Below are 14,434 nucleotides of genomic sequence, written 5' to 3' on the forward strand. Positions count from 1 at the left end.
CGCCCGAGCGGGCTGGTGACCCCGCCGCCCGTCAGGCGGGCTGCCGACCCGCCACGGGAGGGCCGGAACACCCACAATGGTGCGACCATGCACTCTTCCCACGCTTCCCGACATGCGCCTGAAATCGGGATCTCCGTCACCGCGACCCGGGGCCCAAAATGATCATCGATCGGGCCCGGGTGGCCGCGGCGCTGCCCGGTTACGACCTCGGACCCGAGCTCGGCCGCGGCGGGTCTGCCGTGGTCCTCGCCGCGACCGACGATGCCGGCCGCCGGGTCGCGGTCAAGGCGATGGCGCTCGGTGTCGAGGAACGAGCCGTGTTCGGCGCCACCGGCGCCCCGAGGGCCGTCGCGGCCGCCGGGCCCGACGCCGCGGCCGAGGCCCGGCTGCTCTCCGCGCTCGACCACCCGCACCTTGTGCAGGTCTCCCACCACCTCGTACACGAGGACCTCGCGCTGATCGTCATGGAGCTGCTCGACGGCGGCAGCCTGCAGAGCCGGGCCGCGGCCGGCGTCTCCGCCGAGACGGCCTGCGCGATCGGTCTCGCCACCGCCGCGGCGCTCGAGCACGTGCACGCCCGCGGCATCCTCCACCGCGACATCAAGCCGTCCAACATCCTCTTCACCGCCGACGGGACGCCGAAGCTGACCGACTTCGGCATCGCGCACGCCCAGGGCCCCGGCTCCGGACGCCGCGGGCCCGCTCCCGGGGGAACCCCCCGGTACATGGCGCCCGAACAGTTCACCCTGGACGAACTGGGGCCTGCGACCGATCTGTACGGGCTCGCCGTGGTGCTGTACGAACTGCTCGCCCGTCGCCCGCTGTTCCACGTGCGGCCGCCCACAGCCGAGCACTGGGCCCGGCACCACCTCACCGTCACGCCACGGCCGCTCACCGGCGTCCCGGCGCCAGTCGCCCGGGTCGTCGAGCACGCTCTCGCCAAGGAGCCGGCACGCCGCCCGGCGGATGCGCGCGAGTTCGCGCTCGCCATGGCCCAGGCCATGGCCCGCTCCCGCGGCCCTGGTTGGCTCGCCCGCTCGGGCGTCTCCGCTGTCCTGGACGAGGCGGTCGCGGCCGCCGCCAGCCCTCATCCCGCGCCGGCCGCGCCAGCACCGGCACCGGACCACCCGAACCGCCCGGGCCGCACCGACCACGGGCTGGAACTGGTGCTGGATGACTCCGCGGTCGCCGACACCGACGCCGCTCCGCCAGGCGAGAGCACACCGCCAGCCGATCCAGCCGATCCAGCCGATCCAGCCGACACGGCACCGCCAGGCGAGGACAAACCGCCAGCCGACGCCCGCCCGCCCGCGGAGGCCGCTCCGCCGGTTACGAGCGCTCCCGCCGGAGACGCGGCGCCCACCGGTGCCACTCGACCGGCCGGCGCAGGGCCGGCAACGGAGCACGCTGCGCAGGTCATGGGGAGCACTGTGCCCGTGGGGACCCCACCGGGACCGGGCACCGAGGCCTCCGAGCGGGAGACGGGCACGCAGACCCGACGGGGCGCGGACAGCCGGGCGGGTGCCCTCGCCACGGTGCAGATCGCTCCCGGCGACGGGCACGAACCGGCGGGGCCTGACGCAACAATGCGGCCAGGTGCGCGGGCGGTGCGGATCGGCATCGCCGTGGTTGGCATCGCCGTGGCAGCGATGCTCGTTCTTGTGATGATCACCTTCCTGGCGACATGACGGATCCGCCGCCGCGCGGTGACCACCCGGAGCAGGCTGCCCCGCTGACCCACGGGGAGCGAACCCGGCGAGAGGTGGAGCAGCGGCCCCGCGACCGTCTCGGCCGCCCGCTGCCGCATGGGTCAGTCGGCGTCCCTCCGTTGCCGGAGCATCTCCCGGACAGCCCGCGGGCGATCCTGGAGACTGCTCAGAACCTCCTCGACGATGGTCTCTACTTCCAGGCTCACGAGGTGCTGGAGGCGGCCTGGCGAGCGGCGCCGAGCGCGGAGCGTGGCCTCTGGCGTGGTCTCACCCAGATCGTGGTCGGTCTGGTGCATGCCGCACGGGGGAACTGCCGCGGTGCGGTCGCGCTGTTGCGACGCGGGCTGACCGAGCTCGAGCCCCACCTGCGAGAACTCTGCGAGGCGACAGCGCGAGGGGCGCATGAGACCCGTCCCACCCCCCGACCAACCGACCTCGGCGGAGAGACACCGACCGCCAGACAGCCCTCGACCACCGGAGAGGCGCCCAGGAGCGACTGGGGGCAGGACCTTGATCTGGTTGGCGTGGCCCGGTGGGCCACCGCGCAGCTCGGCCTGCTTGAGCGGGACTGCCGGCCGAGCGCGGATCTCCGGCCACCGCGGCTCCTGAGACGCTGACCCGGCAGGCATTCTGCTCGGGGACCTGCACACACCAACCGGCGGGCACAGCCCTCCCGACTGCGCGCCTACTCCCGACGGCCCACCGGCTCCTGCGGCCCGGCAGCCCCGGCCTTCGCAGGGGGCCCAGCCGACGCGGTGGCGAGCTCCGCAACGGGATCGCCGGGGGCGACCGCCTCCAGCAGCGCGAGGAAGTCCTGCTCGTTCCGGACGGGAATCTCCAGGCGCGCAGCCGCCCTTGCCTTCTCGGTGGCGCCGCCCGGGACATTCGTCACCAGCACGCTCGTCCGGCGGCTGACGTTTGCGGACACCTGCAGACCGGCCGCGGCAGCACGGTCGACGAGGGCGGCGCGCTCCGTCGTCGTCGGACCGGTGAAGACCACCCGCATGCCCTGGACCAGGGGCGCCCCAGGGGCCAGCGGGCCGGGGTTGTGGTACCGGCACGGCGGCGGCCGACCCGACGCCGAGTAGCGCGGGGGGTACACGGCGATGCCCTCGCGCTCGACGCCGCACCGTGTCAGCGGCAGCTCCAGATACTGCTCCCTGGCCCGCTCGAGAATGCGTGGAAGCAGCGCGGCCAGTACCTCGGCGTCGTCCTCGGCGTCGTGGGCGCGGCGCTGGGCGATCCCCCAGTGGGCCGCCAGTGCCGCCAGCCGCAGGCTTGTCAGCTCCAGACCGAGACGGCTGGCGAGAGTCAGGGTGCACAGCCGCCACTCGACCGGCAGTGTCCGCCCGATGCGCAGGGCCTCCCCGGCGAGCATCCGCCAGTCGAACGCCGCGTTGTGAGCCACCAGCACCCGGCCGGCGAGCAGGTCCGCCAGCTCATCGACGACGGCGGCGAACGTGGGGCTGCCAGCCAGGCGCTGCCTGGTGAGGCCGTGGATATGCACCGGCCCGGGATCGCACCCGGGGTCGAGGAGGGTCGACCAGCGACCCTCGACGGTGCCGTCCGGCGAGGTCAGGACCACGGCTATGGACAGCACCCTGTCCCGCACCGGGGAAAGACCGGTGGTCTCGACGTCGACGACCGCGTACGGGTGGGTGAACCTGGCGGCGGAGCCGAGGGGGTCAGCATTCTCAGCACTCACAGCGGGGAATCATGACGCAGACCACCGACAGGACGTTGCCCCGCGGCCGGGTGCAGTGCGGCGGCTGAGCGATCCTGGTGCGACCGGAGTGACCCGGAGTGACGCGGAGTGCCGCGCGAGGGAAACAAGCGGACCGCGACAGGCAGTAATGCTATTGTTCTCCCGTTGTTTATGTGCCCGTCGTCACGCGCGTGGAGGGCCCGCTTCGCGGGTGGTCCCCCGAACTCGCGGGTGGTGGGAGTCAGGGCCTGACAGGTGGTTGGCCCGGTGGTGCCCGTGAGGCCCCACCGGGCGTGCGCCGGTCGTTGTCGGGGACGGCCAGGCGCGTCCTGCGCCTGTTGGGAAACACCCGGATGCGTCACGGCGGCGTCGTCCGGTCAGGAGTGCGGGCCGAGATGCCGCGGCCAGGCGACACCCGAGCGGTTTCGGGACCAGGCGAGGGATGGGAGGGCGGGGGCGCACACGAAAAGGTGGAACGAATGTTCGTCATACAGCCCGACCACCCGCTTCCTCTGCAGGAATCAGTCTCCGAGTCGACCCACCCCCTGCGCCGGCTTCGCTCGCTGCATGGCTGGTCCTACGAAACCGTGGCACGTATCGTCGCGGCCCGGGCACGTGAACTCGGTGTCGCCAGTATGGCGGCCCAGCGCCAGAAGATCTGGCGCTGGGAGAACCGTGGGGTAATCCCCGATCGTATTTCGCAGCTCGCCCTCGCCCGGGAGCTTGGTGTGCCGGACCAGGAGGTGACGGCCCACCCGTGGCCGGCCTGGTTGCCGACGCTCGGCACACCGTCATGCGCCCAGCAGATCGCGACGCTGCGCGGCATCCTCGAGCAGCTCCGGGAGGTGCTGCTCACCGGTGACAGCATGACGGCGGCGGTGCTGGTCGAGGAGGGTCTCACCGTCCCGGTCGACGATCTGGTGTTGGACACGACCCTGATCCGCAGCTCGGCCGTGCGCGTCGCAATGGCCCGCGCGGGCCGCCACGGCGGGCCGGCCCGCACTGGTACGGGCCACCTCACGGTCGCGGGTCGGCGGGAGGCCGAGGCCCCCCGGCGCGACCTCGGTGAGCGGGCGCCGCACGGGCGGGCCGTGCGGAGATGACCGCTGCCCGCCCTCAGCGGGTAGCCACCGCGATCAGCGCGACCAGCATGACCGCGAGGCACACGATCATGATCCATAGCGGGGTGCCGGGTCCCATGGTCATCCACCCGATCGGGAGGTGCACCTGTCGGGAGCCTCGGTGCGCTCCTCTCCCCCGCCGGGGGGCCTTCCGCCCTGCCGGCGCCACGACGGCCCTGGCCATGGGTCGGGCAGGCAGGCCGACGGTCGCCCTCTGGGCTGCCTGCCTCTCGGCTGTCTGGCGCCGGGCGTGGGCCCGCTGGGAATGGGCGCCGCCCGCCCGCCGATGCCGGGGCCGGGCAGGCCCGCGGTCGTCCGCCACCGCGGTGGGCACCGACGGAGTGGGCACCGACAGGGTGAGGCGGGGCATGACGGACGTCGCCGAGCCGGTCCCGCCACCCGGGCGGCTTCCCCGGGTGGCGGGACCACCGGGCTCAGCCCGCCCGGCGGACGATCCCGTCCGGACACGCCCGCTCGTCCCACCGGCCCCGCGCACGCCGAGACCTCGGGTCGGCCGTCCGGAGGCGCTGTGGCGGCTGCCGGCGCCAGCCGATCCGCCGGCGCCGCCCGACCTGCCGCCGGCCCCGCCCGTCCGGCCGGACCCGCGAGGCGCGCCGCTTCCCCGCGGCGCGCCAGGTGCGCTGGGCTGGCCCGGATCCGTGGTGTCGGCACTGCCGAGGTGCTGGTCCTCCGTGCGCTGCCGGGGAACCGCGTACCGGGCCGGTTCCCCGGCGGCAGCCCGAGGCATGAAAGCCGACCGGCTCGCCGGAGTCGCCGAGCCGGCGGCGCCGGAGCGGGTCGCCGCGGCCGGCCGGGTCGCCCGTCCGGGGCTGACCGTCGGTGCGGGCAGCGGGTTGGGCGCAGGCGACTCCGCGGAGTGCACCGGCCTGCGCCCGGGTGCCGGTTTCGACGGCGCTGCTGGAACCGACGGTGCTGCTGGAACCGGCACCGACGCCGGTACGGGTGTCGGCGCCGGGCTCGGGGCACGGACGATCGGCAGTCGCGGCCGGTCGTGTGCGTCGAGGTCGAGGATCCGGGGGTCGAGATGCGCGGTGGACAGCCAGCCCTCCGCGATCACCTGGTTGACCAGTGCCGTGAGATCCGCGTCCTCGGCGTCGCTGCTGACCGCCGCACCGACGTCCGACATCGCGAGGACCTCGCGGAGCACCGCGGGGATGCTCGGGCGGGCCCGAGCGTTCTTCGTGAGCGTCCGGGCGAGAAGCCCGTAGAGCCGGCCGGGAACCCCGTCGAGGTTCGCCGGGTCGTGCCGGACGCGGAACAGCACCGCGTCGGCCGAGCCGCCCCCGAAGGGAGAACGGCCGGTGGCCGCGTAGGCAACCGTGCACCCCCAGGCGAAGACATCCATCGCCGGGTCGCTGAACCGCCCGCTGACCTGCTCGGGGCTCATGTAGGCGGGGCTTCCGACCGAGCATCCGGCGCCGGTCAGCGAGATGGTGTCGGCAGCCTGCGCGATGCCGAAGTCGACGACCCGCGGGCCGTCGCGGGTGAGGAGCACGTTGGAGGGTTTCAGGTCACGGTGCACGACCCCGGCCTCGTGGATCGCGACCAGCGCCTCGGCCAGGCCCACCGCGAGCGTCCGCAGCGCGTCGCCGGCCAGCGGGCCGTGCTCGCGCACGTACTCGGCCAGGCTGGGACCAGCGAGGTACTCGGTGGCCAGGTAGGGCGGATCACCGTCCGGGTCCGCCGCCAGAACGCGGGCCGTGCACGCGCCCGCCACCCGGCGGACAACCTCGATCTCGCGCCGGAAACGCGCGCGGAACTCAGGATGATCGGCGAACTCCGCCCGGATGACCTTCACCGCGGCCGGCGGACCGTCCGGACCGTCCTGGGTCCCGTAGTAGACCGTCCCCATGCCGCCCGTACCGATGCGGCGGGTCAGCAGGAACGGCCCCAACTTCCGCGGAATCTCCATCCGCCGGCCTCCCCCCGGTCTGACTGGCATGGGGCGCTGCCGTCCGGGGCGGGACGTCGATGTCCGGCGTCCAGATCTCCACGGCGCCCCGTCCCGAACCGGGACGAGGCCGACGAGCGCCCAGGAGAAGCGTGCCTGGCCCAGGGGGCATGAGGGGCTTTCGGCCCGGACCGTGCCGCCGCTTACACCCGTTCGGACCAGCCGGCGCAGCCCGGAGCGCTCAGGGCCTCGCGGGGCCGCCGGGCCGGCCGAGCACCGCGGCGACCCGCTCGGCGAGGCGCCCGTCGAGGTCCGCGACCTCCACCCAACGGGCGCCGGCGACCTCGTCGGCGGCGAGAACAAGGAGGTCGTGGGCCCCGCCCGGCTGGTGGCTCCGGGTACCGCCCGTGCCGGCGCGCGGCGCCGGCTCCACCCTGCTGGCGGGAACCCCGCCCGGCCCGCCGGCGCCGAGCGCCACCCGACCCGTCCGCAGCCTGGCCGGGCCGGCTCCCCCGGATGCGGTTGACCGTCCGCCCACCGAAGTGGTGGGGTCCGGCGAGGTGGGGCTCACCGGGACGGGGCGGCCCTCGGCGGCGCTGCCGGCGGACAGGTCGTCGCTGCGGATCGTGACCACGAAACGGAAGTCGTAGTGCATGTGATCCTGTGGCTCGCGCCGGTGCGGGTGCGCGCCCACCCAGTGGATGTCGACGTCCACCGGGTAGGGGACGACCGGATCGACGCCACGGCGGCCGATTCCGGTCTCCTCGGCGAGTTCCCGCAGGGCCGCGCCGAACAGGGAGAGGTCGCGGTCCTCGACATGGCCGCCGGGCTGCAGCCACAGACCGGAAGCCCGGTGATGGATCTGCAGGACGCGGCCCTCCACGTTGACCGCCACCATCGAGCAGGTGACGTGGCCTGGCAGTGTCCTGCGCCAGGTGAGCCGGGAGGAACCGGCGCCGGCCCTGTCGGCGGCCCGCAGCAGTGGCGCGAGCCGCCTGTGGTCACCGGGGTGGCGGGCCAGGCAGGAACGCAGTGCCTGCCCGACCGCCTCGTTGGTGATGCTCATTGCGCCGCCTCCGATTCCGTGCCCGCCGCCGGACCCAGCCACCCCGATCATCGCCCAACCCGGGCCATCGCGGGGGAACAGGGCGGTATCACGAGCTTTCGCGCGGCGCGGAGAACGCTCCTTCGCCACTCACCGGGCGGGCCGCGGAAGTATGTCGAAGAACTCCCGGGCGCTCAGTCCGATTTACGACACCTTTACGCCGTCCGTGTATTTCCGATACCGCCTGGGCTGCCCGGAGGCGGACCACCGGGCAGGCCGGTGGATTCGACGGGACGTGCCCGCCGCGGCCGGTGGCACGCCCCGGCCGGTTCGGCATCTCGCCCCGCGCCCGCGGTCGCACCGCCCGCAGATCCGCCCGACGCGGCACGGGCACCAGGAGAACACTCCGCTATGGCGGTGAACCGGCCGTCCGCCATGGCGGTGAACCGGCCGCGGAGATCTGGCCGGATCACCTGACGCAGCCCCCGGGGCGCGATCCGCACCGGGATGGTGACAGGACGGCGTGACGCGAACGCGTACGGTACGGACGTCGTCGTGTCCGAGATGACCGTTAAGATCAGCCCTCGGGCCGATTTTCGCCGGGCTCCGGGACGTCGTACAGTGCTCCGTACCAATGACACGGTCTAAGTAGAGTGCTCGGGAGTCACCCGCTCGGCCACCGGTCAGCGCCACGGCCCGCGATTCCCGGCCCTGACGTAAGGGTAGCTTTGTCGACGATGCGCAGGGACGAATCCGTTCCCAGTCTGGTCCGACGCAACACTCTCCAGATCGGAGAGGTTGCCGAGCGGGTGGGATTGTCGCTGCGTACGGTGCGCTACTACGAGGAGGCCGGGCTTCTCGTTCCGACCGGCCGGACCCCGGGCGGATTCCGTCTGTATGACGACGACGCCGTCAGCCGCCTGCTCCTCATCCGGAAAATGAAGCCGCTGGGTTTCACCCTCGACGAGATGCGCTCGCTGCTGGCCGTTCGTGATGAGCTCATCGACCCGCAGCTGGCATCCGAGCGGCGGGCCGAGCTGCGGGAGCGGCTCCGTACCTGGGTCGTTCTGGCCGAGCAGAAACTTGCCACCCTGCGCGAGCAGGCCGGTGTCGCGGAGGATTTCGTCGTCGGTCTGCACGATGATGTCGAGAGATCACAGACAACGGTCCAGGGCGAGAGCCACGACGAGCTGCCGGAGCACTGACGAGCCACCGGAGCACCAGGGCGGCCCTGCCGATGGGACCGTGCCCGGACGGGCAATATGCCCGGCGCCGGGTCGTCGGGGCACGGCGGGCCCGCAATATGCTGGGACGGGTCCCGCCGGCGGCAGCGCGCCATCCGGATCCGGTACCGCCAGCGGTCGCGCCCACCCACCGTCATCTGCCCGCGATACCGACATAAGGGTCGAATTGTCCACGACAGGGAACATCACCCCCTCCGCAGCCCACCGCGGCGTCTACGAGATCGGCGAGGTCGCCACCCTGGTCGGGCTGTCCCTGCGGACGGTCCGTTTCTATGAGGAGGCCGGTCTGCTCGTGGCCGTCGGGCAGGCCGCTGGCGGCTATCCGCTCTACGACGACGACGCACTCGAGCGCTTCCTGCTCATCAAGAAGATGAAGCCGCTGGGATTCACGCTCGACGAGATGCGGGCGCTGGTCGGTCTCCGCGAGGAGATCGACCGGGATGGTCTCCCCCACGAGCGCCGGGAGGAACTGCGTGAGCGGCTCGCCACCTGGGTCAGTCTCGCCGAGGAGAAGCTGGCCTCTCTGCAGGAGCAGGTCCGCGTCGCGGAGGCGTTCATGGTGATGCTGCACGACGACACCGCGCGGACCCGGCTGCGTTTCGACGGCGACCCGGGCATCTTCTGATCTGACGGGCCCGCCCTGGCCCGCCTCCCGCCTGGCCCACCTCCCTGCGCCGCACCCGCGCCAGGCCGGGCGGCACAGGTGCCAGGTGCCGTCTGCCACGGGCAGATCTGCCGGGGGCAGACATCCCCTCCCGCGGGGTGCCTTCTCGGCGAGGCTGGCCTCGCCGGCCCCTGCACGTGATCCCCGACCCCGCCGGGCCGGCGGGAGGTCACCACAGCCATGAGCACCCTGCACACGCAGCACACCGGGCACGCGCCTGCCGCCGCGTCCGCACCGTTCGAGGACCAGGTGTTCCAGCGGCTGCTCGCGAACCGCATCGTCTTCCTCGGCGCGGTGGTCGAGGACGCGATGGCCAACGCCATCTGCGGCGAGCTCCTGCTCCTCGCCGCCGACGACCCGACAGCCGACATCTTCCTGTACATCAACTCGCCGGGTGGCTCGGTCAGCGCGGGCATGGCCATCTACGACACGATGCAGTACATCGGGAACGACGTCGCCACCGTCGCCCTGGGGATGGCCGGGTCGATGGCGCAGGTGCTGCTCACCAGCGGTGCGCCCGGCAAGCGGTACGCGCTGCCCCACGCCAGGGTGCTGATGCATCAGCCGTCCGGGGGGATCGGCGGATCGACCGCGGACATCTCGATCCAGGCGGAGCAGCTGCTGGCCGCCAAGCACCTGATCCAGAAGCTGATCTCGACGCATTCCGGGCAGCCGGTGGAACGGGTCGAGGCCGACTCCGACCGCGACCGCTGGTTCACCGCTGACCAGGCCCGGGAATACGGCCTGGTCGACGAGGTCATCGACAGCGCCGGCCGGATGGCCACCGCCTCACACCGAGACCGGCACGCCCCACGCTCCGTGCCACGCACCGCCTGAGCCGCCGGTTCCCGCGCGGGTGCGCGTGTGGGCGCGCACATGGGCCGGGCGCCCCGGCCCCGGCCGGACCGCGTGCCGGAGCACGGACGGGCCGCGCCGCGGGCCGCCGGTGCCCAGGTGGATCACCTGCCGGCCCGTGGCCGCACGCGCCTCGTACCGGCCGGCCGGCCGTATCACCCGGGCCCCGCCCACGGCGGCGACCGGACCCCGCCGCTCCGGGCCCGCGACGATCTCGTGGGCGGCGGCACCGGCTCCCGCTGCGGGTACGGTCGGGTGCGTTCCGGAGACCACGACCAGGACACCGTCGACCACGACACCGTTGGCCATGACACCGTTGGCCACGACACTGTCGGGCCGGATCCGGTCGGGGCTGGCCGGCATGGTGTGCCGCGCCGGCAGCGGCTCATACCGCACCAGCTCGCTCATCGCCGCCGCGAGCAGGTCGACCACCCGGATACCCAGCGCGCGGCAGATCGCCGCGAGCACCTCCGAGGAGGCCTCCTTGCGCCCGCGCTCCACCTCCGAGAGATAGGGCATCGACACCTGGGCGGCCGCGGCGACGTCCCGCAGGGTGCGGCCCTGCTGGCGTCGCACCCTGCGCAGCACCTCGCCGAACAGGTCACGCAGCGGTGGCGTGGCCACCCGGTGCTCGGGTGTGACACCGCTTCCGGCGGCCCCTGCTCCGTTCGTCACCGCGCTGCCCCCGCCTCTCCACCGTTCCCGACACCATCGACCCCTGCGCGCAGGGTACGCGGGCGGGCGGACGGAACAGCACTGAGGTCCGGCATTGCCCGGGACCGCCCCAGCGCGGCACGGAGCGGCACGGCACGGAGCCGCCGGGCGCGGCGCGGCCGGCGGTCAGTCACCGGGCGCGGCGCGGCCGGCGGTCAGTCGCCGGCGGCGGCGTGGAGACGGTGAGCGAGGGCGGTGTGCCGCTGGCCATGCCCGGCCGAGCGGACCGCCTGGCCGATCGCACGCCGCGATCCCACCAGCACGACCAGCTTCTTCGCCCGGGTGACCGCCGTGTACAGCAGGTTGCGCTGCAGCATCATCCAGGCGCTGGTGGTCAGCGGGATCACCACGGCCGGGTATTCGCTGCCCTGCGAGCGGTGGATCGTCACCGCGTAGGCGTGGACCAGTTCGTCCAGCTCGGTGAAGGCGTAGTCGACGTCCTCGTCCTCGTCCGTGCGCACGGTGAGCGTCTGGTTCTCGTCGTCGAGCGCGGTGACGACGCCGAGGGTCCCGTTGAACACCCCGTTCGCGCCCTTGTCGTAGTTGTTGCGGATCTGGGTGACCTTGTCGCCGACCCGGAAGACCCGCCCGCCGAACCTGCGCTCGGGCCGGCCGGGCCGGCTCGGGGTGAGCGCCTCCTGCAGCGCAATGTTGAGCGCGCCCGCGCCGGCCGGGCCGCGGTGCATCGGGGCGAGGACCTGGATGTCACGCCGCGGGTCCAGGCCGAACTTCGCCGGAATGCGCCGGGCCACCACGTCGGCGGTGAGGCGGGCGGCCTCCTCGGCGTCCTCGGCGGTGAAGAGGAAGAAGTCGTCGAACCCGCGGACGAGCGGATGGTCGCCGCGGTTGATCCGGTGCGCGTTGGTGACCACGCCCGACTCACTGGCCTGGCGGAACACCTGGGTCAGCCGGACGTGCGGAATGGGGGTGCCCGGCGCGAGCAGGTCGCGGAGCACCTGCCCGGCGCCGACCGACGGGAGCTGGTCGACGTCCCCGACGAGCAGCAGGTGCGCGCCGGGCGCGACCGCTTTGATCAGTTTGTTGGCCAGCAGCAGATCGACCATGGACGCCTCGTCGACCACGATGAGATCGGCGTCGAGGGGCCGGTCGCGGTCGAAGGCGGCATCGCCGCCGGGGCGCAGCTCCAGCAGCCGGTGCACGGTGGACGCCTCATGCCCCGTGAGCTCGGCGAGCCGCTTGGCGGCCCGTCCGGTCGGGGCGGTGAGCACGACCTTCGCCCCCCGCGCGCGGGCGAGCTCGACGACGGAGCGGACGGTGAAGCTCTTCCCGCAGCCCGGGCCACCGGTCAGGACGGCCACCCGAGAGGTGAGCGCGAGGGCGACCGCGGCACGCTGCGCCTCGGCCAGCTCGGAACCGGTGCGCCCGCGCAGCCAGTCCAGCGCCCGCTCCCAGTCGACGGTGGCGAACGCGCCGAGACGGTCGGTGCCAGCCCGCAGCAGCCGCAGGAGCTGCGCCGCCACCGAGACCTCGGCCCGGTGGAACGGCACCAGGTAGACCGCGGTGACGGGCTGTTCCGGGTCCTCGCCGGGAACCTCCTCCCGGGTCACTCCCTCCTCGGCGACCAGCTCGGCGAGGCTCTCGATCACCGCGCCGGTGTCGACGCCCAGGATGCGCACGGCGTCACTGATGAGGCGGTTCTCCGGCAGGAAGCAGTGGCCGCCGTCGGTCGCCTCGGACAGGGTGAACAGCAGACCGGCCTTGATCCGCTGGGGACTGTCGTGCGGGATGCCGACGGCCTGCGCGATCGTGTCCGCGGTGCGGAAGCCGATGCCCCACACGTCCGCCGCCAGCCGGTACGGCTCGGTACGCACGACACCGATCGAGGCATCCCCGTACTTCTTGTAGATCTTCACGGCCAACGAGGTGGAGACCCCCACACCCTGGAGGAACAGCATGACCTCCTTGATGGCCTTCTGCTCCTCCCAGGCGGCCGCGATCGCCTTCGTGCGTTTCGGGCCCAGGCCCGGCACCTCGATCAGCCGCTCCGGCGTGCTCTCGATGACGTCCAGCGCGGCGGTGCCGAAGTGGTCGACGATCCGCTCGGCAAAGCGCGGCCCGATCCCCTTGACCAGCCCGGAGCCCAGGTAGCGCTGGATGCCCTGGATGCTCGCCGGCAGGACGGTGGTGTAGTCCTCGACCTGGAACTGGCGGCCGTACTGCGGGTGCGACCCCCACCGCCCGCGCATCCGCAGCGACTCCCCCGGCTGCGCGCCGAGCAGCGCCCCGACGACGGTCAGCAGCTCGCCGCCGCGCCCGGTGTCGACCCGGGCGACGGTGTAGCCGGTCTCCTCGTTCGCGAAGGTGACCCGTTCCAGGACAGCCTCGAGCACTGCCAGCTGGAACGGTGGGCGTCCGGCCGGGCCCTGCGGGGCGGGGCGCCCCCGGCCCGGAGGCGAACCGGCGGACGGTGACCCGGCGGACGGTGACCCGGCGGGCCGCGAATCGGCAGGCCGCGGCCCGGCGGGCGGCGCATCCACGGGCGCGGAGCCGGGGGGCGGGCCGGATTCGGGACGGTGCACGTTGTCTCCGCGGGGCTTGGACTGTCCGACTGATTCCCGCCGGTACCTGAACCGGCGGACGCGCCGGGCGCCGCGCCCCGGCGGCAGCGGCGGGAATCCCGCCATCCTCGCCCATCGGCCCGCCGGCTACGGCTGCCGGGTCACCACCCGACGGCCTCCGCCCCCGGGCCCGCGAACAGGTGGGCGCCGAGCGCCTCGACGACCATGTCCGTGGGGTCGGATGATCCGGTGACCAGGTCCAGGCTGTGCCGGGCCGCGAGCACGGCGATGCCGTGCAGGTGCGTCCAGGCGAGCAGCGCCTGCCGGCGGGCCCGCTCCGAGCCGGTCGGCGGCGGGTCGTCCACCCCCGAACCAGCCACGACGAGACCACCCGCTGGCGGCCCGCCGGCTCGCGGGCCCTCCGCGGGCGGGCCAGCAGCGCGCTCGGCGAGCACCGCGGCGACGAGGCCCGTCCAGTGCTCGACCATCGGCAGGCTGCGGGAGCGAAGGTTCTCCCCGGAGCCGACCAGGAGATCGTGTCGGAACATCAGCTCGAACATGCCGGGTCGCTCGCGCGCGAAGCGGACGTACTCGATCCCGACGCGCACCGCCCGGTCCGCGGCCACGCTGGCGCCGAAGGTGACGCCGGTCGAGTCGGGGGCCGGCGATGACGTGCTCAGCACCCGGTCGAACCGGGACGAGAGATCAGACAGCCCTTCGCCCGCGATGGCGGCGAGCAGCGCGGCGTGCGTGGGGAAGTACCTGCGGGGAGCGCCGTGGGAGACACCCGCCCGCCGCGCGATCGCGCGCAGGCCAAGCGCGCCCAGGCCCTCCGCGTCGAGCATCTCGACGCCCACCTCGACCAGGCGCTCGCGCAGGGACCCGTCAGCCGTCATGTAGACAGTGTCTACCACCAACTGGTAGACACTGTCTACCCGACGGGAGC

The 14,434-nt window shown here is 73.5% G+C and carries 12 protein-coding genes; 6 read left to right on the forward strand and 6 right to left on the reverse strand.

Translation table 11 applies throughout. The features are described 5' to 3' along the window. The first annotated feature begins 158 nt into the window (after window positions 1-158). Entirely contained in the window at window positions 159-1,688 is a 1,530-nt protein-coding gene (locus AB1460_RS10615; protein ID WP_368960695.1) for a serine/threonine-protein kinase, read from the forward strand. After that, window positions 1,685-2,326 (forward strand): DUF309 domain-containing protein, encoded by a 642-nt coding sequence (locus AB1460_RS10620; protein ID WP_368960697.1) that lies wholly within the window; start codon window positions 1,685-1,687, stop codon window positions 2,324-2,326. The genes AB1460_RS10615 and AB1460_RS10620 overlap by 4 nt, the downstream gene beginning before the upstream one ends. A 68-nt stretch (window positions 2,327-2,394) precedes the next feature. Here the strand turns inward: AB1460_RS10620 and AB1460_RS10625 are convergent, their stop codons facing one another. After that, the gene (locus AB1460_RS10625; protein ID WP_368960698.1) at window positions 2,395-3,414 is read right to left on the reverse strand and encodes a DEDDh family exonuclease; all 1,020 of its coding nucleotides are present in this window, start codon (window positions 3,412-3,414) and stop codon (window positions 2,395-2,397) included. A 479-nt stretch (window positions 3,415-3,893) separates the two neighbouring features. Between AB1460_RS10625 and AB1460_RS10630 the strand changes: the two genes are divergently transcribed. Further along, window positions 3,894-4,517 carry an XRE family transcriptional regulator gene (locus AB1460_RS10630; protein WP_368960699.1) on the forward strand — a complete coding sequence of 208 codons (624 nt, stop codon included), beginning with the start codon at window positions 3,894-3,896 and terminating at the stop codon, window positions 4,515-4,517. Between the two features lie 13 nt (window positions 4,518-4,530). Here the strand turns inward: AB1460_RS10630 and AB1460_RS10635 are convergent, their stop codons facing one another. Both AB1460_RS10635 and AB1460_RS10640 read right to left on the reverse strand, forming a co-directional pair. Continuing rightward, complete coding sequence (locus AB1460_RS10635; protein WP_368960700.1) at window positions 4,531-6,468, reverse strand: serine/threonine-protein kinase; 1,938 nt, start codon at window positions 6,466-6,468, stop codon at window positions 4,531-4,533. 220 nt (window positions 6,469-6,688) lie between these two features. Then, window positions 6,689-7,513 carry an NUDIX hydrolase gene (locus AB1460_RS10640; protein WP_368960701.1) on the reverse strand — a complete coding sequence of 275 codons (825 nt, stop codon included), beginning with the start codon at window positions 7,511-7,513 and terminating at the stop codon, window positions 6,689-6,691. Between the two features lie 707 nt (window positions 7,514-8,220). On the opposite strand from AB1460_RS10640, the gene AB1460_RS10645 reads away from it, so the two are divergent. The 3 genes from AB1460_RS10645 to AB1460_RS10655 all read left to right on the forward strand — a co-directional run bounded on the left by AB1460_RS10645 (window position 8,221) and on the right by AB1460_RS10655 (window position 10,237). Continuing rightward, on the forward strand, window positions 8,221-8,697 hold the full coding sequence (locus tag AB1460_RS10645; RefSeq protein WP_407673501.1) for a MerR family transcriptional regulator: 477 nt from the start codon (window positions 8,221-8,223) through the stop codon (window positions 8,695-8,697). 205 nt (window positions 8,698-8,902) lie between these two features. After that, on the forward strand, window positions 8,903-9,361 hold the full coding sequence (locus tag AB1460_RS10650) for a MerR family transcriptional regulator (protein WP_368960702.1): 459 nt from the start codon (window positions 8,903-8,905) through the stop codon (window positions 9,359-9,361). 219 nt (window positions 9,362-9,580) lie between these two features. Continuing rightward, complete coding sequence (locus tag AB1460_RS10655) at window positions 9,581-10,237, forward strand: ClpP family protease (RefSeq protein ID WP_368960703.1); 657 nt, start codon at window positions 9,581-9,583, stop codon at window positions 10,235-10,237. On the opposite strand, the gene AB1460_RS10660 is transcribed toward AB1460_RS10655, so the two are convergent. The 3 genes from AB1460_RS10660 to AB1460_RS10670 form a co-directional block, all read right to left on the reverse strand. After that, a complete protein-coding gene (locus tag AB1460_RS10660; RefSeq protein WP_368960758.1) occupies window positions 10,190-10,864 on the reverse strand; it encodes a helix-turn-helix domain-containing protein in 675 nt (224 codons plus the stop codon). The genes AB1460_RS10655 and AB1460_RS10660 overlap by 48 nt on opposite strands. A 260-nt stretch (window positions 10,865-11,124) precedes the next feature. Then, window positions 11,125-13,320: an ATP-dependent RecD-like DNA helicase gene (locus tag AB1460_RS10665; protein WP_420497240.1), complete on the reverse strand. Its 2,196-nt coding sequence runs from the start codon at window positions 13,318-13,320 to the stop codon at window positions 11,125-11,127. A gap of 329 nt (window positions 13,321-13,649) precedes the next feature. Continuing rightward, on the reverse strand, window positions 13,650-14,384 hold the full coding sequence (locus tag AB1460_RS10670) for a TetR/AcrR family transcriptional regulator (protein WP_368960704.1): 735 nt from the start codon (window positions 14,382-14,384) through the stop codon (window positions 13,650-13,652). Between the last annotated feature and the right edge of the window lie 50 nt (window positions 14,385-14,434).

Source organism: Parafrankia sp. FMc2 (assembly GCF_041008525.1).
Lineage (GTDB): Bacteria > Actinomycetota > Actinomycetes > Frankiales > Frankiaceae > Parafrankia.

Bases quoted from the DNA above. Each gene is read 5' to 3' on its own strand.
- AB1460_RS10670 (WP_368960704.1), bottom strand. From the start codon at position 14,384: ATGACGGCTGACGGGTCCCTGCGCGAGCGCCTGGTCGAGGTGGGCGTC.
- AB1460_RS10635 (WP_368960700.1), bottom strand. From the start codon at position 6,468: ATGGAGATTCCGCGGAAGTTGGGGCCGTTCCTGCTGACCCGCCGCATC.
- AB1460_RS10615 (WP_368960695.1), top strand. From the start codon at position 159: ATGATCATCGATCGGGCCCGGGTGGCCGCGGCGCTGCCCGGTTACGAC.
- AB1460_RS10640 (WP_368960701.1), bottom strand. From the start codon at position 7,513: ATGAGCATCACCAACGAGGCGGTCGGGCAGGCACTGCGTTCCTGCCTG.
- AB1460_RS10620 (WP_368960697.1), top strand. From the start codon at position 1,685: ATGACGGATCCGCCGCCGCGCGGTGACCACCCGGAGCAGGCTGCCCCG.
- AB1460_RS10630 (WP_368960699.1), top strand. From the start codon at position 3,894: ATGTTCGTCATACAGCCCGACCACCCGCTTCCTCTGCAGGAATCAGTC.
- AB1460_RS10655 (WP_368960703.1), top strand. From the start codon at position 9,581: ATGAGCACCCTGCACACGCAGCACACCGGGCACGCGCCTGCCGCCGCG.